Here is a 24,464-nt window from a genome sequence, read left to right as displayed (position 1 = left end):
GCATGGAGACGGCTAACGGCCGAGGGCCAGCAGCAGGACGTTGCCGCACCCCATGACGAAGCCGAGCAGCGCCCCGAACAGGTTGATATAGAGGAAATGTTTCTCCATGATGCTGAGCAAGAGCTCCTCCACTTTGAGGATGTCGAGGGTGTTGATCTTCTCTTCGACCATCCGGCTGACATCGATCGCCTCGATCAGCGGCGGCACCTCTTTTTCGAGCAGCTCGGCCACCTGGCGATAGACCGCCTCGTCGAGATCGCGGCGGGCGCCGGCGGGGAGCCGGGCCGACAGCCGGCCGAGCGGCGCCCGGTAGAGCCAGTCGCCCAGCTTGGCCTCCACCAGCCGGGCCACGACGCCGCGGGTTTCCGGCGCCCGGAGGAGGGCCACCAGCCAGTCGGCCAGGGCGCCGCGCAACCGTTCCGCCTCCACCGCCGGCACCAGCCGGTCGAGGAGCGGCTCCCCTTCCCCGCCGGCCAAAAGCCGGCGCTGCAGCTCCCGCTCGGCCAGCTCCAGGAGCAGTTCGGCGGTGCCGGGGGTGCGGAGCAGCCCAAGGGCCCCCTTGCGGAGCATCTTCCGGGCAGCGGCGACCCGCCGGTAAGGGAGCCGGGCCAGCGAGGCGGCCAGCGGCCGGTCGAGGAATTCGTCGAGGCTCGTGCGGAGCACCCCGGCCACCTGGCGGCAGGTCCGCTCCTCGTGGAGCCAGAGCTCGATCTCCGCCGCCACCTTGTCGATCAGCCCGGGGAACATCGCGTAGATCTTGTCGACACTGATCAGCCCGGCCATGAAACCGAGGGCTCCCTTGAGGTTCTGCAGCGCGCCGCCGATCCCCGCCTTCAGCTTCTCGTCGAGGCCGGCCCGGAATTCCGGGGTGCGCAGCAGCTCGCCCAGCCGCGCCAAGAGCGGCGGCACCGCCTCGTCGAGCTGCCCCGCCACGAGCTCCGGCAGCTCGGCGGGGAGGAGCTCTCGCAGCGGCCGTTCGTCGGCCAGCAGTTCTTCGAGCTTTTCGTCGACCAGCCCGGCCACCGCCCGGGTGACGCCCCGCGACTGGAGGAGTGCTGCCAGCGCCCGGCCGGCACTCTGCCGGACCTCTTCGTAGCGGTCGCCGTTCAGGAACCGTTCCACCTCCCGGGGGAGCACCCGGCTCTCCAGCACCGCCAGGTAGCCGGCCAGTTCGTTGCGCAGGCCGTCGCTCCCCAGATAGGCGACGATCTCGTCGGTCACCTGGCGGGCGACCAGCTCGCCGAGATCGGCCAGCCACTGCTCCAGGCCGGGGGGAACGAGGGAGCTGACCGTGCCGAGCTCCCGGTCGAGCAGCCGGTCCAGCTTGTTATTCACCGTCTCCCGCAGTTCGCGGCGGAAGGCATCCTTGCCGAGGGCCTGGGCGACGTCGTCGCCGGTCACCAGGTGGGTGCCGACCATCCGGCCGATGGAGGTGGCGAATTCGTGCCGGCCGGCCGGGATCACCCCGGGGGTGAGCGGCACCCGGACGCCGAGAATGTGCCACGGCTTGAGGGGACGGAAAAGCATGCGAATGGCGATGTCGTTGGTCACGTAGCCGATGACCGCGCCGACCACCGGCGGGGTGACCGTACCGAGAAGCGTCTGGAAGTTCATGGGGTTTCCTGCCTGGGAATGAAAATGGATAGTCCCCGTTCAATAGCACAGGGACGGGATGGAATGCAATGGGCTCAGTCGCCCCGGGAGGCGCTGATCGCCGCCAGGAACGCGGCGCCGTAGCGGCCGAGCTTCTGGTGGCCGACGCCGTTGATCCGGAGGAGTTCGTCGCTGCTGGCGGGACGGAACGCCGCCATCTCCACCAGGGTGGCATCGCTGAAGATGACGAACGGCGGCACCCCCTGCTCGTCGGCCAGCCGCTTGCGCAGGACGCGCAGCGCCAGGAAGAGCCCTTCGTCGTAATCGGTCGGCGGCCCCCCCGCCCGCCGCTTCGGCTCCTTCTTCGGCGCCGCGACCTTCACCCGCGGCCGGGCCAGGGTGAGGGTCTCCTCGCCGCGCAACAGCGGCCGGGCCGCCGCGGTCAGCTTCAGCACCGAGTAGTTGGCCATGTCCTGTTCGAGATAACCGCGGTGGATCAGCTGGCGGAGGATGCTCCCCCACTCCTCGGCGGAGCGGTCGGCGCCGATCCCGTACGTGGAGAGGCGGTCGTGGCCGAGCTGGCGGAGCCGGTCGCCGTGGGAGCCGCGCAGGACGTCGATGACGTGCCCCATCCCGAACCGCTGGCCGACCCGGTAGACGCAGGAGAGCGCCTTGCGCGCCGCCTCGGTGGCATCGAACTGCTCCGGCGGGGTCAGGCAGATATCGCAGTTGCCGCACGGCTCGGCCAGCGTCTCGCCGAAATAGCCGAGCAGCACCCGGCGCCGGCAGGTGACCGCCTCGGCGAAACCGACCATGGCGTTGAGCTTGTGCAGTTCGATCCGCACCTGGTCGGGGTTGCTGCCGTTCTCGATCAGGCCGCGGCTGACGGCGATGTCGCCGTAGCCGAAGAGGAGCAGCGCCACCGCCGGTAGGCTGTCGCGGCCGGCCCGGCCGGTCTCCTGGTAGTAACTCTCGATATTCTTCGGCAGGTCGTAGTGGACGACGAAGCGGACGTTCGGCTTGTCGATCCCCATCCCGAAGGCGACCGTCGCCACCACCACCCGCAGGTCGTCGCGGAGAAACGCCTCCTGGACCCGGCTCCGCTCGGCGTCGGGCAACCCGGCATGGTACGGCGCGGCGGCGATCCCGGCCTGCTGCAGTTTCGCCGCCACTTCCTCAACCCGTTTGCGCGACAGGGCATAGACGATCCCGGCCTCGTCGGGCCGGACGTTGAGAAAGGTCTGCAGCTGCTGGAACGGCTTCTGTTTGTCGACCACCGTGTAGCGGATGTTCGGGCGGTCGAAGCTGGAGACGAAGAGCTCCGCCTCCCGCAGGCCGAGGCGGTCGACGATGTCGAGGCGGGTCTGGGGATCGGCGGTGGCGGTGAGAGCGATCAGCGGCACTCCGGGGAAGAGCCGGCGCAGCCGTCCCAGTTCAACGTATTCGGGGCGGAAATCGTGCCCCCACTGGGAGACGCAGTGGGCCTCGTCGATGGCGAGCAGGGCGATGGGAAGCTCGCGGAGCCGGTCGAGGAAGCCGTCGCTCATCAGCCGCTCGGGGGCGACGTAAAAGAGATCGAGTTCGCCGGCATGGAGCCGGGCCAGCGTCTGGCGGGCCTCCCGCTCGCCGAGCCCCGAATGGTAGGCGGCCGCGGCAACGCCGTTCTCCCGCAGGGCGTCCACCTGGTCCTTCATCAGCGAGATCAGCGGCGAAACGACGATGCCGACCCCGGGGCGAAGCAGCGCCGGGATCTGGTAGCAGAGCGACTTGCCGCCGCCGGTCGGCATCAGGACGAAGGCGTCGCCGCCGCCGGCCAGCCGGGCGACGATCCGCTCCTGCAGAGGGCGAAAGGCGTGGTACCCGAAGACGGTCCGGAGGATGTCGTGGGGAGACTGGGTCACTCCAGCTCCCGCAGCAGCCGGAAGCCGAGATAGACGTAGCGGCCGTCCGGCGCCCCGCGCCCCCGGGCCGACGAGCGGATGTAGCGGGGCTTGCTGCCGAAGGAGCCCCCCCGCTGCACCCGGCGCTCGTCATCGCCGCCGAGCCAGGCCCGGCCGTCGGTCGGCGCCCCATCGTACCCCTCGTGCCAGGTATCGAGGCACCACTCCCAGACGTTGCCGGCGGTATCGTAGAGACCGTAAGGGCTGGCCGGGAACGAGCCGACCGGCGCCGTCTGCCGGTTGTCCCAGCGGCTGCCGCACCCCTTGCAGTCGGCCCGGTTCTCGCCGGCCGTCCCCCCCCACCAGAAAGGGGTATCCTTGCCGCCCCGCGCCGCGTATTCCCACTCCGCCTCGCTCGGCAGCCGATACTTGCGGCCGGTCTGCTGCGACAACCACTGGCAGTAAGCCATGGCATCGTTCCAGCTGACGTTCATCGCCGGCCGGCGGCCGCGCCCCCAGTTAGAGAAGGGGAAGTAGCGCCGGCCGTCCTTCGGCAGCTCGCGGCCGGTCGCCTGGCAGAAGCGGTCGTATTCGTCGAAGGTGACCTCGAAGCGGCCGACGGCGAGCGGCCGGGCGATGGTCACCCAGTGGACCGGCTTTTCATCGGGGTCGCCGCCGCCGAAGATCGCCCCCATCCGGAAGCGGCCGGCCGGGATCACCACCATTTCCGGGCCGGCGGAACCGTCCCGCAGCCGGTCGCGGAAGACCGTCCCGACCGTCGGGAGCGCCGCTGCCGCCACCGCTGCCGTCGGCCGGGCGGTTTTGCCCGTTCTGGCCACGGCCGGGGTGACCACGACGCAGCAGAGTCCGAGACCGATGACGATTACCGGGAGATGTTTGTTCAGCATACCGTGACCTCGCTGTCATGAAGAGCGGATAATATTAGCCGGGAAGTGCCGGCTCCATTCTACGCAGGCCGGCGGCACGACGCAACGAAATTAACGCCTTGCCGGCGGGCGGCCCGCCATGCAGGCTTCATGCTGCGCCGCCGGGACACGCCTTTCCCCGCGCCGGCGGCACGAGGGGACTGGCGGAAAATCCTTCTTTTCGACAACTCCCGACCGACCGCGAGCGAGGGGGCGACAGGCGGCCGCCGGTTGATGTAAACAGTGGCTTTCCCGACAAAATTCATGGACAAGCAGGTCAATTCCATCTACTATAAGAGAGTACTCATCAGCAGTCAGGCACAGTAACCAAATCTGCCCCGACCGCCGCCCAGCCGGGCGACAACCGATCCCCAGGCAGCATACCGAAGGCAGACAATGTCACCATCGCTCGACCGACAACCGCTGGCAGCACCCGACCGGAGCGACGAGATGATCCGTTATTTCCGCGTCGCCCGGCAGGATATGGTCTATCTCAAATTTATCATCGAGGCGTACGAGGGGCTGGCCACTCTCAGTACCGCCGATCGGCAGCACGGCACGGTAAGCCTTACCTATCCGGCCGCGTTCGCCGCGACGGTCGACGAATTGCTTGCTGCTCTCGGCACTGAAATTGCTTTAATAGAATTGTCTAAGACGGAGCTTTTAAACCATGCTTCATGAAATGAACGTTACCGCCATTCTCCGCCGCGCCCTCGCCGGCGGCGGGGAATTTGCGGATATTTACTTCGAGGAGGGGTCAAGTACCTCGGTCGTCTGTGAAGACGGCAAAATCGAGCGGGTTCTTGCCGGGACTGATCGCGGGGTCGGCATCAGGGTCATCTCCGACCTGCGAACGGCCTACGCCTACACCAATGAAATCAGTGAAAAGGCGCTTCTGGCACTGGCCGACACGGTAAGCCGGGCGGTTCGCGGCAAGGCATTCGACCGCGCCATTGCCATGGGCCCGCTGGTAACCGGCGCCGGCTTCCCCATTGAAACACCGCCAGATGGCGTACCCCTTGGCGAAAAAGTAGCGTTAGTGAACCGAGCCGATCAGGCAGCGCGAAAATTCAGCAATAAAATCAAGCAAGTTATGGTTGTCTACCGAGACAGCCGAACAAACACCCAGATCGCCAATTCGCTGGGTGAGTTCATTGAAAATGCCCGGACCGGCACCTTGCTGGTCACCCAAGTGGTCGCCGCCGACGACGGACAGATCCAGACTGGTTACGAACCGCTCGGCCGGTTCCAGGGGTTCGAGATTTTCCGCGAGCGCAGCCCGGAAGAGATCGCCCTGGCGGCGGCCCGCCGGGCGACGATGATGCTGGCGGCGCGCAAAGCGCCGGGTGGGCTGATGCCGGTGGTCCTCTCCTCCGAAGCGGGCGGGACGATGGTCCACGAGGCGATCGGTCACGGTCTGGAGGCCGACCTTGCCCAGAGCGGCATGTCGGTCTATACGGGGAAGGTCGGCACCCAGGTGGCTTCGCCGCTGGTGACGGTCATCGATGATGCCACCATCCCCAATGCCCGCGGTTCGTTCTCCTTCGACGACGAGGGAACGCCGGCCCAGCGGACCGTCCTGGTGGAAAACGGCATTCTCAAGGGATATCTCTACGACCGGCTGTCGGCGATGAAGGACGGCTGCGCCTCCACCGGCAACGGCCGGCGTGAATCGTACCATGCCAAGCCGATCGTCCGGATGACGAATACCATGATCGCCCCGGGCACGACGCCGCCGAACGAGATCGTCAGCGGCGTCGAACGGGGATTGTTCGTGCGGAAGATGGGGGGCGGTCAGGTCAATACGGTGAACGGCGATTTCGTTTTCGAGGTTTCCGAAGGGTACCTGATCGAAAACGGCACCGTCGGCGAGCCGGTCCGCGGCGCGACCCTGACCGGCAACGGGCCGGAAGTACTGCAGAAGATTGTCCAGGTCGGCAGCGACCTCGGCTTCGGCATCGGTACCTGCGGCAAAGATGGGCAGGGTGTACCGGTATCCGATGCCCAGCCGACCCTGCTGATCTCCGAGATTACCGTCGGCGGCGCAGCCTGAACCGACGGATACGTGCAACGAAGCGATACGGTGTTATTTCACGACGAAACCTGTAGAAGCGGGGAGACTTGCCTCTTAGCGGAAGCCACGGATGGCCGGCAACACCAGGACCGTTTCCTGATATTGATTGTTGTGGCATGACGTACCGAACAGCCACCGAGGAAACAGCCGTGTTCAATGGCGATCTGACGACAATCCAGCCGGTTGAACTGCTTGAGGCGCTGAAAAGCTTTCCGTTCCTCTCCTCGTACCAGCTCACCTTCTGCTGCGACCAGGAACTCGGCCTGGGAAACTACCGCTCGGGACCGACCATCTGCGGCTCGGCCGAATTGAACCCCCTCTGCGCCAAATTCTGCCGTGAAACCACCGAAGGGGCCATCCAGCAGGCGCTCAGCGAAAACCGGCCGGTGGTTTTCCGCTGCCATGCCGGGTTGCTCAACTTTGCCGTGCCGCTCCGGATCGGCGAACTCCCCTTTTCCTGCCTGATCGGCAGCGGGGTCCGCGAGCGGGAGATCGACCTCGCCCACGTCGAGTCCCTGGCCGGCGGCGAAAGCATCGACGCCCTCTCCCTGCTCGAACGGATCGAGGGGCTGCCGGTCGTCTCCCACGATGAAGTGACGGAGGCGGCGAACAAGGCCCTCGAGCTGCTGCCGGCACTTTTGGAAAAGAATCTCCACAGCATTGTCTTCGAAAAGACCATGCAGCGCATTTCCGCCATCACCGGCGTCACTGCCGGCATCGACGATGCCGGCACCATCTGCGACGTGATGTCCATCACCAGCGAAACCCTCGGCATCCTCTTCGACATTTCGCGCATCGCGGTCCTGATTGCCGACCAGACCGGCGCCAGTTACCGGATGGAAGGGGTCTGGGGGCTTCCCGCCGCGCTGGGGACCGTTCCCGCCGCCAAGGTAATGACGCTCTTCCCCCGCAACAGCACCGCCAGTGTCGTTACGCTGGCCGATGAACTCCAGGCCCTGTTCCCGGAAATCGGCGCCGCCAAGGCCACCTGCATCCGGTTCAGCGCCGCCGGCAGGCTGCTCGGCATGCTCGTGCTGTTCGACAGTAACCTTACGCCCCGCGACGAGCTGCTGGTGCAGCTGGTGGCCGATCGCGCCTCGGCAAAACTGCTCCAGCTCCAGGAAACGGAGCGCCATGCCCGGGAACTCGCCCAAGCAACCAAGCTGATGACCATTTTCAGCGCCCTCTCCCATACCGACGGCAAGGAGGCGTTGAACGACCGGATTCTCGCCATGGCCGCCGATCTCGTCGAAGCGTCCAGCGGTTCGCTGATGTTCATCGACGACAACGGCGGCACGCTGAAAATCCAGTCGGCGCTCGGCATGAACCTGCGGCTCGCCCAGAGCATGGTGGTCCAGGTCGGTGCGGGGATTGCCGGCAAGGTGGCGGCCAACGGCAACCCGCTCCTGGTCAACGACATCGAAAAGGACAAGCGGGTCGGCATCCCCAACCGTCCCCGCTTCAAGACCAAATCATTCGTCAGCATTCCGCTCAAACTGCGGGACAACATCATCGGCGTGCTCAACCTTTCCGACAAGAAGAACCAGGGGATCTTCACCGAGGCCGATCTGAAGCTGCTGATCACCTTCACCGACCACGCCTCGATCATGATCGAGCGGGCGCTCTCCATCGAGCGGGCCGACCTGCTCGAACAGCTGTCGATCACCGACCCGCTGACCGGCCTCTACAACCGGCGCTTCCTGAAGAAGCGGATGGAGGAGGAGCTGGCCCGGAGCATCCGGCAGAATCTCAGCCTGACGGTAATCCTGATCGACCTGGACAATTTCAAGATCTACAACGATCTCTGCGGCCACCTGGCCGGCGACCGGGCGCTGAAGCGACTGGCAAAGATCCTCAGCGATTCGGCGCGGCAGATGGATGTCGTGACCCGTTACGGCGGCGAGGAGTTCTGCATCATCCTCCCCGGCACCTCGAAGAAAGAATCGATCTTCGTCGCCGAACGGATTCGCCGGGAGATCGAGCACGAAGAATTCCCCTACGAAGAAAACCTCCCCCAGGGGCGGCTCACCGCCAGTGTCGGCGTCGCCTCCTATCCCGACGACGGCACCAGCGACACCGTCCTTCTCAAGGCGGCCGACGTGGCCCTCTACCGGGCAAAGGCAGAAGGCCGGAACCGGGTGGTTATCGCCGGCTCGAACGACACTCAGCCGGCAACGCATCTCAAAACCGTCGGCGCGCCCAACTGACTGGCTGACCGACCCGGCGGCATTGCCGCCCCTGCCATCCCGGCAGGACATTTCCGCTCGCCTGAAAACAAAGGCCGCCCGGACATCCGGACGGCCTTTGTTCGCAGCGCAACCGAAGCGATCGTTATTCCACGACGCGCACGCCGTTGATCATGATGTTCTCCGCCGGCACATCGGTATGGCCGGCCCGCGAACCGGTCTTTACCGCGGCGATGGCATCGACCACCTCCATCCCTTCGCTCACCTGGCCGAAGACGGCGTAGCCGAACAGATCGGGAGTCTTGCCGCGATGATCGAGGAAGGTGTTGTCCACCAGGTTGACGAAAAACTGGGAAGTGGCACTGTCAACCACCGCCGTCCGGGCCATCGCCAGGGTGCCGCGCTTGTTGGAGAGCCCATTGGTCGCCTCGTTCTTGATGGCGAACTTGGTCTTTTTCGGCTGCATTGCTTCGTCCAGCCCGCCCCCCTGGATCATGAACCCCTTGATTACCCGGTGGAAGATCAGCCCGGTGTAGTACCCGTCCTTGACGTAGGAGAGGAAGTTACGGACCGAAATGGGCGCCTTGTCCCGGAACAGCTCGATGGTGATGTCGCCCATCGAGGTTTCGATGACGACCAGGGGATTTTGTTCTTCGCTCATGACAACTCCTTTCTTCGTAACAAAGTTCATGATTTGTATCATAAAGCGGGACAATGGAGAACCTTTTTTCCGTTTGGCGGTCCCGGTGCTTGCAATGACCGGCAAATGGGATATGATTGTGACGTTTTCGCAATCCGGACCTTTTTTTGAGGAGGTATTCATGAAACGGGCAACAGCGTTGCTGATGACTGTCATGGTAAGCGGGCTTCTGGCGGGAGCCGCCATTGCCGGTGAGCCGGCCGGGATGGCCGATTATCGGGAAATGATGATGAAACATCACCTGGGGGCGATGGAGCAGCAACAGGCCAAGGTCGGCGAGCCGGCCCCGCCGTTCACCCTCGACGCCGTGGTCAACAAGGAATTCAAACCAATCAGTTTGGCCGACTACCGGGGGAAATGGGTGGTGCTGTTCTTCTACCCGGCAGACTTCACCTTCGTCTGCCCGACCGAAATCACCGGCTTCAACAAGGCCCTCAGCCGCTTCACCGAGCTGAATGCGGTGGTCCTCGGCGCCTCGGTCGACAGCAAGTACTCCCACCTGGCCTGGATCAAGCGGGGCGACCTCGGCGATCTCGCCTTCCCGCTGCTGGCCGATGCGAAGAAGGAAGTCACCCGCGCCTACGGCATCCTCGACGACAAGGAGGGGGTCGCCCTGCGCGGCCTGTTCATCATCGACCCGAACGGCGTCCTGCAATACGAGGTAGTGCAGAGCCTGTCGGTGGGGCGGAGCGTCGACGAAACGCTGCGGGTCCTGGAAGCGCTGCAGACCGGCGAACTCTGCCCGCTCGGCTGGAAACCGGGGCAGAAGACCCTCGGCAAGTAACAACATTACATCCTACATCCCTAGGCCGCCCCGGTTCGCCCGGAGGCGGCCTTGTTCGTTGCCGGCACCGCTCAGATCTGCCGGCTGTCGTAGGCCCAGTGGAGCAGCGCCTGTCGCTGCCGGCGCCGGCAGCTCAGGTCGCCCGGCGGGCAATTCTTCGCCAGTTGGGCGATGTGGCGACGCATCGCCCGCCAGCGCCGAATCTGCCGTTCGTCGTCGGCGCAGCGCCGCCCCAGGTAATAGCGGCAGTACCACTGGAACCACCCCCGCGGGTCCTCGTGATAGATCCACCCCTTGGCCCGCCAGTAGGCCAGCGGCTTCGAGGCGTTCACCCCGAAGAAATTCAGTTCCGGCACGTGCCGCTCGTGGCAGAGCCTGGCGTTGACGAACCAGTCGGCGGGAAATTCGCCGGTGCAGTCGGTCAGGTACTTGCCGCCGAAGACCCCCAGTTCGAGCATCTCCCGCGGCGTCAGCTCGGGGGTGAAGTCGGGATGAAAATTCTCGCCCATCGGCTCCGCCAGGGTATAGGTGTAACCGGTCTGCATCAGATCGTTGACGGTGATGGTCCGCAGCGTCATGGTATCCCCCCGGGACGGGCGGCGATGCCAGCCCGCCCTCCCCTTCTCTCTTTTCATACCACACAACGGCACCGTGATAAAGCAGCATGCCGGTGAAAAAACGGACCCATCGCCCGGGGATCGCCGCCGCGCCGGACTCGACCAAACCGCCGGCCGGCGGTGGCACGCTGCCCGCCAGGCGGGAGATCTGCGCACAATTCGCAGGAGTATCCGTTTTTCCGCCCCCCTCGCCGGCAACCGGCCCAGCGGCTCCGCGCGGCATGCCGGAGGTGGAACAATTCTTGCTCAAACACCGGTAACCAGGTGATTTCCCTTTACAATTGGCTTGACGGCCGGCGGGGTTACCATGAAACGCTCAGCAGCTGTCCCAGGGTTTGTGATCGCATTGCTGCTCGCGGTTGCGGCCGGATGCGACCGGCAATCGGTAACGGAGGTTTCACTCCGCGCCAGCGACGTCAAGCCCCTCCCCCAGCCACCGCCGGCGGCCAACCCGCTCCGGCTCGGCATGGGGGCGATGATCACCCCGAAGGAAGGGTACCGCTACTACCTGCAGATGAAGGAATATGTGGCCGGCAAACTTGGCCGGCCGGTGCTGCTGGTCGACCGCGGCAACTATGAGTCGATCAACCGGCTCCTTGCCGAAGGTGGAGTCGACGCCGCCTTTGTCTGCGCCGGTCCGTACGTGGACGGGCACAACCGTTTCAAGCTGGAAATCCTGGCTATGCCGGTGGTCCACGGCACGACCACCTACCGCTCCTACATCATCGTCCCGGCGACGAGCCCGGCCCGGCAACTGGACGACCTGCGCGGCAAGACCTTCGCCTTCACCGATCCCGACTCCAACAGCGGCGCAATCGTCCCGATCTACCTGCTGCACCGACGGCACGAATCCGCCGAATCATTCTTCCGCAGCTATACCTATACATACGGCCACGACAAATCGATCCGGGCCGTCGCCAGCGGCCTGGTCGACGGGGCCGCCGTCGACAGCCTGATCTGGGAGTACCTCGCCCGCTGGAATCCCGCCTTTACCGGCGCCACCCGAATCATCTACCGGTCGCCGGCCTACGGGATTCCGCCGCTGGTGGTCCGGCCGGGCCTGCCGGCGGCCACCAAGGAGCGGTTACGCCAGATCTTCCTGCAGATGCACCAGGACAGGGAGGGGAAGGCAATTCTCGATGGAATGGGGATTGATCGGTTCGTCAGGGGCGACGACCGCAACTACGATTCGATCCGCGCCATGAAAAAGCAGCTGGCACGGTTCGGCGAAGCCGACTGAGGCATGAAGATGCTGACCACGTTCCGTAGCAGGCTCCTCGGCGGGGCCATCGGGATTTTTATCCTGCTGGGGATCTCCGTGCTGGCGTACATCCGCAGCTCGCTCCAGGAAACCCTGACCTCCGAATTGCAAAAGCGGGGAATCTCGATCGCCCGCCACTTTGCCGTGGTGGCGGTCGATCCGATCCTGACCGAGAACCGGATCGCCCTGCAGCTCCTGACCCTTGACCACCATCAGCACGAAGAAGACATTGCCTACCTGTTCGTCCAGACCCCCGACCATCGTCTGCTGGCTCATACCTTCGGCAAGACGTTCCCGCCCGCGCTCCAGGGGATCAACCAGCCCAAGCCGGGCCAGGAATTCCGCATCCAGGAACTGCATACCGAGCAGGGGCTGATCTACGACATCGCGGCACCGATCCTCGCCGGCGAACTCGGTACCGTCCATCTTGGCATGTCGGGGGAAGCGATTGCCGGCGAGGTGACGAAGGTTACCAGGAACAGCTGCTGGATCGTGATTGCCATCCTGGCGGCCGGCACGTTGCTCACCCTGGTCTTCACCGGCGCGATGACGCACCAGATCGACGAATTGCGGCAGGGAGCCGAAGAGTTGGGACGGGGGAATCTCGCCCGGCGGCTGCGGATCGTTACCGGGGACGAAATCGGCATGCTGGCGGCCTCGTTCAACCGGATGGCCGAAAATCTGGAGCAGACGACCGTCAGCCGAGACTGCGTCCAGGAGCTGAACACCTCCCTGGAGCAGACGGTCCGGGAGCGGACGCGGGAACTGACCGACGCCAACCGGCTCCTCCAGAACGAGGTGGCCGAGCGACGCCAGGCGGAAGGCGAGATCCGCCGGCTCAACGCGGACCTGGAACGGCGGGTCGCCGAGCGGACCGCACAGCTGGAAAGTTCCAACCGGGAACTGGAATCGTTCTGCTATTCGGTTTCCCACGACCTGCTGGCGCCGCTTCGCCACATCAGCGGCTACAGCCGGGCATTGATGGAGGAATACGGACCGGCCCTGGACCGGCAGGGAATGCACTACCTCGACCGGCTCGACCACGCCGGCACCGAACTGGGAGTGCTGATCGACGACCTGCTCCAACTCTCCCGGGTCAACCAGGCCGACATCCATCACGAATCGGTCGACCTCAGCATCCTGGCGACCACCCTCGCCGACCAGTTCCGGGAACTGGCCCCCGAGCGGGCCGTAACGTTCACCATCGCGCCGGCGGTCCGGGTCGTGGGCGACCCCAGCCTGCTCCGGCTGGTCCTGCAGAACCTGCTGCAAAACGCCTGGAAATATACGGCGAGGGCCCCGGAAGCGCGCATCGAATTCAATACGGCCGAACGTGGCGGCCACCCGGTCTATTTCGTCCGCGACAACGGCATCGGCTTCGACATGGCTCACGCCGACAAACTTTTCGGCGCCTTCCAACGGCTGGTCAGGGCGGACGAGTTCGAAGGGACCGGGATCGGCCTGGCGACCGTCCAGCGGATCATCCACCGCCATGGCGGCCGCGTCTGGGCCGAGGGGGAGCCGGGCAAAGGGGCCACCTTCTTCTTCACCCTCTGAGCCAGCCCGCCGGCTACTCCAGCATCGCCCGCATCCGGGCGAAGAAATCCCCCGCCAGTTTTTCCTGCTCCTCTGCCGAGACCGTCTTTTTCGCCGTGCCGTCATGCAGCTGCAGCAGCCGTTCAGGGATCTCGGCAAGGAAGCGCGACGGCTCCCGCTCCTGGAGCTTGCCGTATTTTTTCCGATGGACGCAGCGGCTGATGGTCAGGTGCTGCCGGGCGCGGGTGATGCCGACGTAGCAGAGCCGCCGCTCCTCGTCGAGGGAGACCCCTTCGTCGAGCGATTTCCGGTGCGGCAGCAGCTCCTCCTCCAGGCCGACCAGGAAGACGTAGGGAAACTCCAGCCCCTTGCTGGCATGGAGCGACATCAGGGTCACCGCGTCCCGGCCGTGCTCCTTCTTGTCCTTGCCGGAGAAACGGTCCTCGTCCATCAGCGAAACCTTCTCCAGGAAGCCGGAGAGGGTGGCGCCGGGAATCCGCTCCTCGAAACTCGCCATCGAGTTGATGATCTGCTCGACGTTCTCCACCTTGCGCCGGGCGATGGCCGGCTCCTCGATAGTCCGGTAGAGTTCGTCCTCGATGCCGAGCCGGTCGAACAGCGCCTTGACCCGGCCGGCCAGCTCGCCGCGCTGGCGGAACTCCGCCGCCGCCCCGCTGATCAGCCGGTGGAAAGCCAGGACCTTCTCCCGGGTCGGCTCGGTAATGCCATCGATCTCCGCCACCCGGCCGAACGCCTCCAAGAGCGGGCAATCGTTGGCCAGCGACCACTGGTTGAGCTTGACCATCGTCCCGTCGCCGATCCCCCGCCGCGGGAAGTTGACCACCCGCAGGAGCGCCTGTTCGTCGAGCGGGTTGTCGATCACCTTCAGGTAGCAGAGGGCGTCCTTGACCTCTTTCCGCTCGTAGAACTGCATCCCGCCGATCAGCACGTAGGGGATGCTTTCGAAGCGGAGCTGTTCCTCGAAGGCCCGGCTCTGGGAGTTGGTCCGGTAGAGGATGGCGAAGTCGCCGTAGGAGAGGTTGTGCCGGTAGCGCTCCATCTCCAGCCGCTCGACCACCGCCGTTGCCTCCTCCTCGTCGTCCAGCGCCACCACGAGGTCGATCGGCCGGCCGTCGCCGGCATCGGTCCAGAGGCGCTTCTCCTTCCGCGTCCGGTTGTTCCTGATCACCTGGTTGGCCGCCTCGAGGATCATCCCGGTGGAGCGGTAGTTCTGCTCCAGCTTCACCACCCGGCAGCCGGGATACTCCTTCTCGAAATCGAGGATATTGCCGACGTCGGCGCCGCGCCAGCCGTAGATCGACTGGTCGTCGTCCCCCACCACGCAGAGGTTGCGGTACTTGCGGGCCAGGAGCGAGATAAACAGGTATTGGGACGAGTTGGTGTCCTGATACTCGTCGACCATGATGTAGCGGAACCGCTCCTGCCAGTGGTCGAGCACCTCAGGCTGTTCCTGGAGCAGTGCCACGGTCAGCATGATGATGTCGTCGAAGTCGATGGCGTTGCAGGCCTTGAGAGCCGACTGGTAGCGGGGATAGAGGCCGCAGGCGAGCAGCTCGTCCTCGTCCTGGTAGCGGGGGACCACCTGCTCGGGGCGGAGCAGCCGGTTCTTCCAGCCGGAGATCTTCCAGAGCATCGACTCGGCATCATGCTTCTTGCCGTCGATGTTCGCCTCGCGCAGCGCCTGGCGGATCAGCCCCAGCTGGTCGGAGGTGGTGTAGATGCTGAAATTCTTCTTGAAGCCGAGCCGCTCGATGTCGCGGCGGAGGATCTTCACCCCGAGGGAGTGAAAGGTGGAGATGACCATCCCCTTGCAGCGCTGCCGCCCCACCAGCTCCCGTACCCGCTCCTTCATCTCCCCCGCCGCCTTGTTGGTGAAGGTAACCGCCAGGATGTTCTCCGCCGGCACCCCCTTGTCGAGGAGATGGCCGATCCGGCAGGTGATTACCCGGGTCTTGCCGGAGCCGGCCCCGGCCAGGACGAGCAGCGGCCCTTCGGTATGGCTGACCGCCTCGCGCTGGGGCGGATTGAGGGTGGACAGGTCGAACATGGACTACCTCGAATCGTCGAAAAAAAAAACAGCCGGGCGGTCGTGCCCGGCTTCCTTCAGTGATAGCAGATCGGCAACGCCGAAATCAATAGCTTAGTCGCGCGGCGGCCATCGGCAGCCGGTTACAAAGGCGAAACCCGACGACTCGACAACTCCCTCCCCTTGCTGGGGGGGTGTTCCTGTCAGAGCAACGCACTGCTTAGTAAAAGCGCAAGGCCCGCCGCCGCAGCCGCGTTGCAGCGGGGACTAGCGGATTACCAGCCGGTCGACGGTCAGCGCGCCGGCCGCCAGCGTCAGCGTCCCCTGGACGGTCGTGTAACCGCTCTGGGCACTGAACAGCGAATCGTAGCCGCCCCGCAGGGTGCAGCGGACCGCCCGGTTGAGAAGCAGCTCTTCGGTGAACAGGCTGGCCGTGGCCAGGATCGCCCCGCCATCGGTAACGACGCCGAAACCGTTGGTCAGGGTCGGATACTGGACGTTGTCGACCAGCACCGGGTAGAGCAGCTCGCCCACCGGCGTGTAGACGACCGTTGTGTTGTTGCCGGGCGCCGGATCGTTGGTGGAGCCGCCGGTCTGGAACATGGTGAGGAGTGTGCCGGCAGCGGTGGGAGTGACGACAATCCCGAAGCTGATCGAGCCGCCGACGGCCAGGGGGCCGGCGTTGCAGCTGACGGTGCCGGCGGCGTAGCCGCACCCCGGCGAGGCGGAGACGAAGGCGGCCCCCGCCGGCAGCGGGCTGGTGACGGTCACGTCCGTCGCCGCGGCCGGGCCGTAGTTGCCCACCGTCACCGTGTAGCTGAGGAGCTGGCCGACGAACAGCGTTGGCGGCTCTCCCGAGGCGGTAATCGCCAGATCGGCCTGCGCCGCCGGGATGAAGCTCCAGGTGAGGTCGATCCGGCCCGTGGCGCCGGCCCGGCCGTCGACGGCCAGCCGGTAGAGCTCGCCGCTGTGGGCTGGAAATGTCAGGCCGCTGGCACCGTAGGCGCTGCCGTCGTTGTCGTTGGCCGCCACCGGGGTGAGGGCATTGACGCTCACGCCGGTATAGACCCCGAGCAGGGTGTCGAAATTGCTGCCGTGGGTGTCGAGGGTGACGGTCCCCTCGGCCGGCGCCTGCCAGGTCCACCAGACCGAGGCGCCCCCCGCCACCCCGGCATGCTCCGGCTCCCCCGCCTCGCTGGTGGCGTTGAGATTGACCCCGGCAGCCTGCCCGGAAACGCCGGTCAACGGAATGCCGTCGGCAAACGCATCGTTGGCGGGGGAGCCGAGCGAGGCCGCAACGCTGAGGCGCGGCTTGACAAGGCCATTGCGGAGATCGGTCACCGGCGTGCCGCTCGCGGTGAGACGGGTCTGGGTGGCGTCGGGCGTCTCCGCCGGAAAGGCCGAGCGCAGCACCGCCACCCCTCCGGCCACGTGGGGGGCGGCCTGGGAGGTGCCGCTCATGCTCACCCCGGCGGCGGTGATGATCGAGCCCGGCGCCAGCATGGTCAGGAACGAGGCGCTGTTGGAGAAGCAGGCCACCTTGTCGGGGGCGGCGGTTTCCGTGCATATCGTCCCGTGGAAGGTGCCGTAATACGAGTCGTAGACCGCCCCCACCGAGACGACGCCGGGGACGCAGGCCGGGAGCAGCATGCCGTCGAGGTGCCCCTCGTTCCCCGAGGCGGCCACGGGGATGATCCCGGCCGCCCGCGCCTGGTACACCACGGCAGCATAGGGTGAATCGCCGCAGGGGGCAGTATAATAACCACTGCCGAAGCTCAGGTTCGCCGCGACGATATTGTAGGTACTCTGGTTGACGAGCAGCCAGTTGGCGGCTTCGAGGATGTCCGCATCGTAGGCGAGGTCGTTGGTGAAAACGTCGATGGCGATGATCCGGCTCTCCGGGGCGACACCGAGGACGATGCCGGCGACATTGGTGCCGTGCAGGATGGCGTCGTCGCGCAGGTAATCCTCGGGGGCGGTATCGAAGGAAACAATCACCTTGCAGCTGGCCGGGACCCCGGGGGCGGTACAGTAACCGAAGGCCTCCCGGGTGTAGTCGACCCCGGTATCGAGGACTGCCACCGCCGTCCCGGCCCCGGTGAACCCGGCCCAGGCCGCCGCCGGCTGGCCGATCAGCGGCAGGCTCTCGGCGAGCGCCGGCTGCCGCGCCTCGTTGGGATAGATTCCCTTCACCTCGCGCCGCGCCGCCAGCCGCTCCAGCGCCTGCGTGGCTCCGAGCCGCACGCAGAAGAGCGGCAGATGGCTGTATGCCCTGACGACCGCCAGTTTCTCGCCGGCCAAGGCGCTAACGAGGCGCTCCTTCAGCTCGCCGTAGCGCTGTACCTTGAGCGCCAGCCGCCGCTGCGCCGCCTCCCGTGCCCCGGTGGCGGCCGGTAACGACAGGCCCGCCACCTCGCCTTCCACTGCCGTATCGTCGAGGAGTACAATCAACTCTTGCGGCTCGCCCCGCGCCAGCGCCGCCCGGACCTCGGCGGGAACCGGCGCCGCCGGGGCCATTGCCGGCATGACGGCACTCCCTGCCGCCAGCCCGAGGCCGGCCAGCAGGAGCCGGAAAGCGTTACCCACGATACCGATCAGGTCCGTCTTCATCATCACACCTCCGGCGACGCCGCTGCGCCGGCTGCCGCTTCCTTCTCCCGGCACCGGTCCGCACCGCTACATTAACTGTATCACATTTAACGCACCGTACGGAAGCGGCTCTCCCCCGGTCGCGGAGACGAATTGCCATCCCTCCGCCGCTATGTTATAAGCTCCTCTATCCCCCGATACGGAGCAGCCATGGACAAGCAGACCGCCGCCCAGCGCATCGCCGGGCTCCGCAGCGAGCTCGAGCGGCACAACCGCCTCTATTACGTGGAAGACCGGCCCGAGATCAGCGACGCCGAATACGACGCCCTGTTCCGGGAACTGCTCACCCTTGAAGAGCAGTTCCCCGAGCTGGCCACCGCCGACTCCCCGACCCGGCGGGTCGGCGGCGAACCGCTGGAAAAATTCGACCAGGTAACCCACCGCCTGCCGATGCTCTCGCTGGAAAATGCCTTCACCGACGAAGAGATCACCGAGTTCGACGACCGGGTGAAGCGTTTTCTCGGCTTGCCGGCCGAGACGGAGCTCGATTACGTCTGCGAGCCGAAGATGGATGGGCTGGCGATCGAGCTGGTCTACGAAGAGGGGCAGTTCACCGTCGGTTCCACCCGGGGAGACGGGGTAGTCGGCGAAGAGGTGACCCGGAACCTGAAGACGGTGAAGAGCATCCCGCTCCGGCTGGCCGTCGACCCGGCGCCGGAACAGGTGGAGGTGCGCGGGGAGGTCTACCTGCCGCTGGCCGCCTTCCAGCGGCTGAACGCCCAGCGGGAGGAGGACGGCGAGCCGCCGTTCGCCAATCCGCGCAACGCCGCCGCCGGCTCGATCCGCCAGCTCGACTCGCGGATCACCGCCCGCCGGCCGCTCTCCCTGTTCTGCTATGCGCCGGGCGAATGCCGCGGCGTCGAGTTCACCTCCCAGGAGGATTTTCTCGAGACGATTCGCCAGTGGGGGCTGCCGGTCAATCCGTTGATCCGCCGGGTACGGGGGATCGACGCCGTCCTCGCCTACTACCGGGAGATGACTGCGCAACGCGAGTCGCTCCCTTACGAGATCGACGGGGTGGTGGTCAAGGTCGACTCCTTCGCCCTGCAGCGGGAGCTGGGGGAGAAGAGCCGCTCTCCCCGCTGGGCGGTGGCGGTGAAGTTCCCCCCCCGCCAGGCGGTCACCGTGGTGGAAGACATCGTCCCGTCGGTCGGCCGGACCGGGGTGATCACCCCCACGGCCCATCTCCGGCCGGTGGAGGTTTCCGGGGTCACCGTCTCCCGGGCGACCCTGCACAACTGGGAGGAGATGGAGCGGAAGGATATTCGGATCGGCGATACGGTGGTAATCGAGCGGGCCGGCGACGTCATCCCGGCGGTGGTCAGGGTGCTGACCGAGAAACGGACCGGCGCCGAACGGCCGCTGCCGATCCCGGCGACCTGTCCCGAATGCGGCTCGGAGGTAGTGAAGATCCCCGATGAGGTGGCGGTCCGCTGCCTCGGACTCTCCTGCCCGGCGCAGATCCGCGAGTCGATCATCCATTTCGCCGCCCGCGACGCCATGGATATCGACGGCCTGGGAGAGAAATACATCGAGCAGTTGCTCCGCCTCGGCCTGGTCCGGAACATCGCCGACCTCTATTACCTGACCCGGGACCATTTCATGCAGTTCGAGCGGATGGGGGAGAAGCTGGCGGAGAACCTGCTCACCGCCATTGCCGCCAGCAAGGAGCGGGAACTCCCCCGCTTCATCTACGCCCTCGGCATCCGCCACGTCGGCGAGCATACCGCCAAACTGCTGGCCACCGCCTTCGGCAGCGTCGCCAACCTGGCGGCGGCCACCGAAGAGGAGCTGTTGTCGATCCGGGAGATCGGGCCGCAGGTGGCCCAGAGCATCCGCACCTTCTTCCACAACCGGGAGAATCAGGCGACCATCGAGCGGCTGTTCGCCGCCGGGGTGCGGCCGGCGGTGGAGGAGAAGCGGCTGGGGGGAAAATTTACCGGCAAGACCTTCGTCTTCACCGGCGCCCTGACCCGCTTCACCCGCGACGACGCCAAGCGGCTCGTCGAGGCCGAGGGAGGGCACGCCGCCGGCTCGGTGTCAAAGAAGACCGATTACGTGGTGGCCGGCGCCGAAGCGGGGAGCAAGCTGGCCAAGGCCCGGGAACTCGGCGTGCCGGTACTCACCGAGGACGAATTCCTGCAGCTGCTTGAAGAAGCGGAGGGGAAATCATGAAAATGCGGGTCGTGATAACCGTCAAAGGGTTCGTCCAGGGGGTGGCGTTCCGCCACCACACCCGGGAAACCGCCCTGCGCTACCGGGTCAACGGCTGGGTGAAGAACCTGGCCAACGGCGACGTCCTCGGCTGCTTCGAAGGGGACGAGGAGGCAGTGAAAAAGATGATCGCCTGGTGCCGGATCGGCCCGGCCCGGGCGCGGGTCGACCAGGTGATTGTCGAGCAGGACCAGTACCGCGACGAATTCGCGGATTTCGAGATCAGGTACTGAGCGGGATCGGCCACCCCTTTTCGTACCCCGGCGGAAAGAAGTTCTCCTTCGTCCGGTTGTAGTAACCGTACTGGAGGCGCGGAAATTCCCGTTTCAACCGCTCCAGCAGCCGGTACATGCCAATCCCCCGCCCTTTGACCTCCAGCCGCTGGTTGTAGAAATCGGGATCGATGGAGAGATTGCGCAGCTGGATCATGTCGACCCCGGTTTCACCGATGAAGCGGAGTAGCGCCTCCACCTCCGCCGGGTCATCGCTCACCCCCGGCGACACCAGGTAATTGATCATCGTGAACAGCCCGCGACTCTTGGCGATGGCCACCGATTCCACCACGTCGGCAAAGCGGTACCCCACCGGCCGGTAATAGCGGTTGTAGCACTCCTCCCGCACCGAGTTCAGCGAAATCCGCATCGAATCCATCCCGGCATCGCAGAGCATCCTGATCCGCTCGGGAAAAGAGCCGTTGGAATTGAAGTTGACGGTCCCCCGCGGCGTGGCCGCCTTGAGCCGCCGGGTCGCCTCGGCCACCGTGTCGGCCTGCATGATCGGGTCCCCCTCGCACCCCTGGCCGTAGGAGACGATCGGCTCCGGCGCCTCCTGCAGGTGCGGCAGCGCCAGCTCGACGATCTCCTCCGGCGTCGGCACAAAGCCGATCCGGTCGTGGTTGGACGGACAGCAGTCGGACGGCTGGAGGCTGATGCAACCGAGGCAGCGAGAGTTGCAGGCGGGCGACGTCGGCAGCGGCGCCTCCCAGCGGCGGAAGAAGAGGTTCTTGGCGGCAAAGCAGTGGTAGTCGACGGCGCAGCGGGCCAGCTGTTCGAGGAGCCGGTTCCCCGGCAGTTCCGCCAGCCGTGCCCGGACCAGCGGATCGAGCTGGCGGTCGTCGTAGTTGCACGGATTCCAGTTGTCGTTGGTGTCGACCCGGCTGGCCGCGACCACGAATCGCTCGTGTTCCTCGTCCCAGCCGACGGCCGTGTAGGACCAGAGCGGCAGATGGACCTTCTTCCGCCGGTAGTCGCAGGCCGGGAGGAGGGTCCGGACGTAGCCGGGGGCCATGAAGGCCGAGACCGCCTGGACCCGGCTTTCCCGCCGCCCCTCGCGGACCGTGTCGACGGTGACAAAGCGCCGCTGTTTGGCATCCCAGGCCAGCGGCGGGGTATCGGGGATGGTGAACAGTCGGCTCCCCTCGGGGAGCGGAATCAGCTCGACCGACTCGGGGAGGACCGTTTCACTGCCGTTCATGCCGGCCATGTCGTAATAGGGATGATCGAAGATGTTCCCCTGCCGGTCGGCATAGAGGAGTTTGGGAAGGTTCGCTCGTTTCATCCTGCCACCATAGCACAAACCGACCCCTCACGCCAACAGGCGGATTCGCCTTAACTTTCACTGGTCATCCCGCAGTGCTTCCGTTACAATCCCCCCATGAAACTGTTGCTCGCCACCCTCCACGCCAAATACGTCCACGCCTCCCTCGCCCTCCCCTCTCTCGCCGCCGCCGGCGGCGACATCGCCGGGGTCGAGATCGCTCTTGGCGAGTACACGGTCAACGAGCCGCGCGAACAGGTTTTGCGCCGGCTGGTCGCCGCCGGGGCCGACGTGGTCGCCTTTTCCTGCTATATCTGGAACATCGCCGAAACCCTGGCCCTCGTCGCCGACCTGAAAAAAATCCGCCCCGGCTGCTTCGTCATCCTCGGCGGGCCAGAGTCGAGTTACGGCATCTTCGAGTTGCTCGGCCGCCAGCCGGCCGTCGACTGCATCGTCCGCGACGAAGGGGAGGCGACCTTCCGCGATTGCCTGGAGGTGCTGGCGGCGGCCTGGGGACGGACCGCCGTCGAACCGCTCCTGGCCACCGTCCCTGGCCTCGTCTTCCGCTCCGGCGAGGACATCGTCGCCAATCCCCCCCGGCTGCCGGTCGCCGAGCTGGACAGCCTCCCCTCCCCCTTCGCCGCCGGGCTGGTCGACCTCGGCAAGCCGCTGGTCTACTACGAATCGTCCCGCGGTTGCCCGTTCTCCTGCGCCTTCTGCATGTCTTCCCTGGAAAAGGGGGTCCGCACCTATTCGCCGGCGCGGATCGAAGCCGACCTGGAACTGCTCCTGGCGGCCGGGGTGCAGACGATCAAGTTCGTCGACCGGACCTTCAACTATGACGCGGCCCGGGCCAACGCCATCTGGGAGTTCATCCTCCGCCGCAACCGGCAGAGCCGCTGCCATTTCGAGATCGCCGCCGACCTGCTGACTGAGGAGAATATCCGGCTGCTCGCCCGGGTGCCGGCGGGGATGTTCCGTTTCGAGATCGGGGTGCAATCGGGGGGGGAAGCAACACTGGAACGGGTCGGCCGCAAGTCGGACCTGGCCCGGCTGTTCGAGGCCGTCGCCCGGCTGCGGCGGGAGACGGGGGTGATTCTCCACCTGGACCTGGTGGCGGGGCTGCCGCAGGAGGACTTCACCGGCTTCCTCGCCTCCCTGGAGCGGCTCTTTGCCGTCGCCCCGCACCACATCCAGGTGGAACCGCTCAAGGTACTGAAGGGGGCGCCGATGCGCCGGATCGCCGTCGACGAGGAGTACGCCTTCTCCGACAGCCCGCCCTACACCATCCTGCAGACCCCCTGGCTTTCCTTTGCCGAAATCGGCGCCATCGGCACCATCAGCCGGCTGCTCGACCTGCTGTACAACAGCGGCCGCTTCGCCGCCAGCCTGGCTTCCCTGGCCGCCGAACGGCCGCTTGCCGAGGTATTCCGGCTGGCGGCCGCTTACTGGGAGCAACGGGAGGTGCCGGCGAACCTCTCGCTCGGGGGGGTGTTCACCACGTTCTGGGAGTTCGGCGGCTCCATCCTCGCCGCCGCCGAACGGCCCGGCTTCGCCGACGCTCTCGCTTTCGACTTCTGCCGGATCGAATACCCGGGCGGAGCCAAACTCCCTCCTTTCTTCGACGCCGCCTCTCCCCAGCCGCCGTCACGACCCAAAACGCCGGCCCCGGAACTGCCGGCAGCGCCGCCCGGCAGCCGGGTCCGCACCTTCACCCGCACCTTCGCCCGGGACTACCGGCACGCCGCATCGGCGGCCGGGCCGGTGGAACTGCTCTTCGTCTATACCGCCACCCCGGGGGAGAAACTGCGGGTGGCAATCCTGGCGCCGGCTACCAGCGGACCGGTTCCGGCTCTTTCTTGACCAAAAGCACCGAGCAGGGCATCTTGCGGACGATTTCCTCGTTGCTCCGGCCGAAGAGGAAATGCTCGATCCGCCACTCCTGGTGGGCCAGCATGACCAAGAGGTCGATCTTCAGTTCCTTGACGGTCTTCAGGATTTCCTCGGTCGGCTCCCCTTTTTTCACCAGCTCGGTGATCGTCAAGCCGTCCTTCTGCTCCTTCTTGAGGATGGCGTCGATGTCCTTCTTGGCGTCCTCCATGATCTTGGCGAAATCCTGCTCCAGCGTGACGGTCGGCAGGCTCCATCCTTCGAGGCCGAACGGGTTGTGAACGACGTGCAGGATGTACAACTCGGCCCCGCACTGCCGGGCCAGGGAGACACCGTAATGGACCGCATCGCGGCAATCCGAGGTCATTCTGCTGACGACGAGAATCTTTTTGACGTTTTCCATACATTCCTCCTTCAGGGCATGGGCTGCATCGTTGCAGCCGGCAGCATCTTTTCTAATTAAATTGTAGCACCGATCGGCGCCAAGGGAAGCCCCGCGGGCGATAGCCCCGTATACCGACCCTTTCGTATACGCTCTTGCGACAGCTCCGCCAAACCAAGTATAATTGAA

The 24,464-nt window shown here is 65.8% G+C and carries 18 protein-coding genes; 9 read left to right on the top strand and 9 right to left on the bottom strand.

Features of this window, described 5'->3' with window-relative positions; genetic code table 11:
* Positions 1-12: 12 nt before the first annotated feature.
* The 3 genes from QMN23_RS06140 to QMN23_RS06130 all read right to left on the bottom strand — a co-directional run bounded on the left by QMN23_RS06140 (position 13) and on the right by QMN23_RS06130 (position 4,381).
* Complete coding sequence (locus QMN23_RS06140; protein ID WP_282002631.1) at positions 13-1,614, bottom strand: DUF445 family protein; 1,602 nt, start codon at positions 1,612-1,614, stop codon at positions 13-15.
* Positions 1,615-1,688: 74 nt separating this feature from the next.
* Complete coding sequence (gene recQ, locus QMN23_RS06135) at positions 1,689-3,494, bottom strand: DNA helicase RecQ (RefSeq protein ID WP_282002629.1); 1,806 nt, start codon at positions 3,492-3,494, stop codon at positions 1,689-1,691.
* Positions 3,491-4,381, bottom strand: coding sequence for a formylglycine-generating enzyme family protein (locus QMN23_RS06130; RefSeq protein WP_282002627.1), 891 nt, complete (start codon positions 4,379-4,381; stop codon positions 3,491-3,493). Before QMN23_RS06130 ends, recQ begins: the two co-directional genes overlap by 4 nt.
* Positions 4,382-4,795: 414 nt before the next feature.
* Here QMN23_RS06130 and QMN23_RS06125 point away from each other — a divergent pair, with 414 nt between their 5' ends.
* The 3 genes from QMN23_RS06125 to QMN23_RS06115 all read left to right on the top strand — a co-directional run bounded on the left by QMN23_RS06125 (position 4,796) and on the right by QMN23_RS06115 (position 8,680).
* Entirely contained in the window at positions 4,796-5,080 is a 285-nt protein-coding gene (locus tag QMN23_RS06125; protein WP_282002626.1) for a DUF4911 domain-containing protein, read from the top strand.
* Positions 5,070-6,452 (top strand): TldD/PmbA family protein, encoded by a 1,383-nt coding sequence (locus QMN23_RS06120; protein ID WP_282002623.1) that lies wholly within the window; start codon positions 5,070-5,072, stop codon positions 6,450-6,452. Before QMN23_RS06125 ends, QMN23_RS06120 begins: the two co-directional genes overlap by 11 nt.
* A gap of 137 nt (positions 6,453-6,589) precedes the next feature.
* On the top strand, positions 6,590-8,680 hold the full coding sequence (locus QMN23_RS06115; protein WP_282002622.1) for a diguanylate cyclase: 2,091 nt from the start codon (positions 6,590-6,592) through the stop codon (positions 8,678-8,680).
* 124 nt (positions 8,681-8,804) lie between these two features.
* On the opposite strand, the gene QMN23_RS06110 is transcribed toward QMN23_RS06115, so the two are convergent.
* On the bottom strand, positions 8,805-9,320 hold the full coding sequence (locus QMN23_RS06110) for a peptidylprolyl isomerase (protein ID WP_282002621.1): 516 nt from the start codon (positions 9,318-9,320) through the stop codon (positions 8,805-8,807).
* Positions 9,321-9,585: 265 nt separating this feature from the next.
* On the opposite strand from QMN23_RS06110, the gene QMN23_RS06105 reads away from it, so the two are divergent.
* Positions 9,586-10,143 (top strand): peroxiredoxin, encoded by a 558-nt coding sequence (locus tag QMN23_RS06105; protein WP_432613103.1) that lies wholly within the window; start codon positions 9,586-9,588, stop codon positions 10,141-10,143.
* Between the two features lie 71 nt (positions 10,144-10,214).
* Here QMN23_RS06105 and QMN23_RS06100 read toward each other — a convergent pair whose 3' ends face one another.
* The gene (locus tag QMN23_RS06100; protein WP_282002619.1) at positions 10,215-10,778 is read right to left on the bottom strand and encodes a hypothetical protein; all 564 of its coding nucleotides are present in this window, start codon (positions 10,776-10,778) and stop codon (positions 10,215-10,217) included.
* A gap of 289 nt (positions 10,779-11,067) precedes the next feature.
* Between QMN23_RS06100 and phnD the strand changes: the two genes are divergently transcribed.
* Together phnD and QMN23_RS06090 are read left to right on the top strand one after the other, a co-directional pair.
* Entirely contained in the window at positions 11,068-12,000 is a 933-nt protein-coding gene (gene phnD / locus QMN23_RS06095; protein ID WP_282002618.1) for a phosphate/phosphite/phosphonate ABC transporter substrate-binding protein, read from the top strand.
* A 9-nt stretch (positions 12,001-12,009) separates the two neighbouring features.
* Positions 12,010-13,578: a sensor histidine kinase gene (locus QMN23_RS06090; RefSeq protein ID WP_282002617.1), complete on the top strand. Its 1,569-nt coding sequence runs from the start codon at positions 12,010-12,012 to the stop codon at positions 13,576-13,578.
* Between the two features lie 13 nt (positions 13,579-13,591).
* On the opposite strand, the gene QMN23_RS06085 is transcribed toward QMN23_RS06090, so the two are convergent.
* Both QMN23_RS06085 and QMN23_RS06080 read right to left on the bottom strand, forming a co-directional pair.
* Entirely contained in the window at positions 13,592-15,625 is a 2,034-nt protein-coding gene (locus QMN23_RS06085; protein WP_282002616.1) for an ATP-dependent helicase, read from the bottom strand.
* 246 nt (positions 15,626-15,871) lie between these two features.
* On the bottom strand, positions 15,872-18,217 hold the full coding sequence (locus QMN23_RS06080; protein ID WP_282002614.1) for a S8 family serine peptidase: 2,346 nt from the start codon (positions 18,215-18,217) through the stop codon (positions 15,872-15,874).
* Positions 18,218-18,403: 186 nt separating this feature from the next.
* On the opposite strand from QMN23_RS06080, the gene ligA reads away from it, so the two are divergent.
* On the top strand, positions 18,404-20,428 hold the full coding sequence (gene ligA, locus QMN23_RS06075; RefSeq protein WP_282002613.1) for an NAD-dependent DNA ligase LigA: 2,025 nt from the start codon (positions 18,404-18,406) through the stop codon (positions 20,426-20,428).
* Positions 20,425-20,700: an acylphosphatase gene (locus QMN23_RS06070; RefSeq protein WP_282002611.1), complete on the top strand. Its 276-nt coding sequence runs from the start codon at positions 20,425-20,427 to the stop codon at positions 20,698-20,700. Before ligA ends, QMN23_RS06070 begins: the two co-directional genes overlap by 4 nt.
* Here QMN23_RS06070 and QMN23_RS06065 read toward each other — a convergent pair.
* Entirely contained in the window at positions 20,690-22,024 is a 1,335-nt protein-coding gene (locus QMN23_RS06065; protein WP_282002609.1) for a radical SAM protein, read from the bottom strand. The genes QMN23_RS06070 and QMN23_RS06065 overlap by 11 nt on opposite strands.
* 96 nt (positions 22,025-22,120) lie before the next feature.
* On the opposite strand from QMN23_RS06065, the gene QMN23_RS06060 reads away from it, so the two are divergent.
* The gene (locus QMN23_RS06060) at positions 22,121-23,866 is read left to right on the top strand and encodes a B12-binding domain-containing radical SAM protein (RefSeq protein ID WP_282002607.1); all 1,746 of its coding nucleotides are present in this window, start codon (positions 22,121-22,123) and stop codon (positions 23,864-23,866) included.
* Here the strand turns inward: QMN23_RS06060 and QMN23_RS06055 are convergent.
* Positions 23,835-24,296 carry a universal stress protein gene (locus QMN23_RS06055; RefSeq protein ID WP_282002605.1) on the bottom strand — a complete coding sequence of 154 codons (462 nt, stop codon included), beginning with the start codon at positions 24,294-24,296 and terminating at the stop codon, positions 23,835-23,837. The two genes, QMN23_RS06060 and QMN23_RS06055, sit on opposite strands and share 32 nt — an antisense overlap.
* Positions 24,297-24,464: the final 168 nt, after the last annotated feature.

The sequence above is a fragment of the Geotalea uraniireducens genome, assembly GCF_027943965.1.
Classification (GTDB): domain Bacteria; phylum Desulfobacterota; class Desulfuromonadia; order Geobacterales; family Geobacteraceae; genus Geobacter; species Geobacter uraniireducens.
Note: the sequence above shows the minus strand (reverse complement) of the source record. Positions and strands in the feature narration are given on the sequence as shown.

Excerpts from the sequence above, each read along its gene's own strand:
- QMN23_RS06140 (WP_282002631.1), bottom strand. The coding sequence starts at position 1,614 with ATGAACTTCCAGACGCTTCTCGGTACGGTCACCCCGCCGGTGGTCGGC.
- QMN23_RS06130 (WP_282002627.1), bottom strand. The coding sequence starts at position 4,381 with ATGCTGAACAAACATCTCCCGGTAATCGTCATCGGTCTCGGACTCTGC.
- QMN23_RS06125 (WP_282002626.1), top strand. The coding sequence starts at position 4,796 with ATGTCACCATCGCTCGACCGACAACCGCTGGCAGCACCCGACCGGAGC.
- QMN23_RS06120 (WP_282002623.1), top strand. The coding sequence starts at position 5,070 with ATGCTTCATGAAATGAACGTTACCGCCATTCTCCGCCGCGCCCTCGCC.
- QMN23_RS06115 (WP_282002622.1), top strand. The coding sequence starts at position 6,590 with ATGACGTACCGAACAGCCACCGAGGAAACAGCCGTGTTCAATGGCGAT.
- QMN23_RS06110 (WP_282002621.1), bottom strand. The coding sequence starts at position 9,320 with ATGAGCGAAGAACAAAATCCCCTGGTCGTCATCGAAACCTCGATGGGC.
- QMN23_RS06105 (WP_432613103.1), top strand. The coding sequence starts at position 9,586 with ATGATGAAACATCACCTGGGGGCGATGGAGCAGCAACAGGCCAAGGTC.
- QMN23_RS06100 (WP_282002619.1), bottom strand. The coding sequence starts at position 10,778 with ATGAAAAGAGAGAAGGGGAGGGCGGGCTGGCATCGCCGCCCGTCCCGG.
- phnD (WP_282002618.1), top strand. The coding sequence starts at position 11,068 with ATGAAACGCTCAGCAGCTGTCCCAGGGTTTGTGATCGCATTGCTGCTC.
- QMN23_RS06090 (WP_282002617.1), top strand. The coding sequence starts at position 12,010 with ATGCTGACCACGTTCCGTAGCAGGCTCCTCGGCGGGGCCATCGGGATT.
- QMN23_RS06085 (WP_282002616.1), bottom strand. The coding sequence starts at position 15,625 with ATGTTCGACCTGTCCACCCTCAATCCGCCCCAGCGCGAGGCGGTCAGC.
- QMN23_RS06080 (WP_282002614.1), bottom strand. The coding sequence starts at position 18,217 with ATGATGAAGACGGACCTGATCGGTATCGTGGGTAACGCTTTCCGGCTC.
- ligA (WP_282002613.1), top strand. The coding sequence starts at position 18,404 with ATGGACAAGCAGACCGCCGCCCAGCGCATCGCCGGGCTCCGCAGCGAG.
- QMN23_RS06070 (WP_282002611.1), top strand. The coding sequence starts at position 20,425 with ATGAAAATGCGGGTCGTGATAACCGTCAAAGGGTTCGTCCAGGGGGTG.
- QMN23_RS06065 (WP_282002609.1), bottom strand. The coding sequence starts at position 22,024 with ATGAAACGAGCGAACCTTCCCAAACTCCTCTATGCCGACCGGCAGGGG.
- QMN23_RS06060 (WP_282002607.1), top strand. The coding sequence starts at position 22,121 with ATGAAACTGTTGCTCGCCACCCTCCACGCCAAATACGTCCACGCCTCC.
- QMN23_RS06055 (WP_282002605.1), bottom strand. The coding sequence starts at position 24,296 with ATGGAAAACGTCAAAAAGATTCTCGTCGTCAGCAGAATGACCTCGGAT.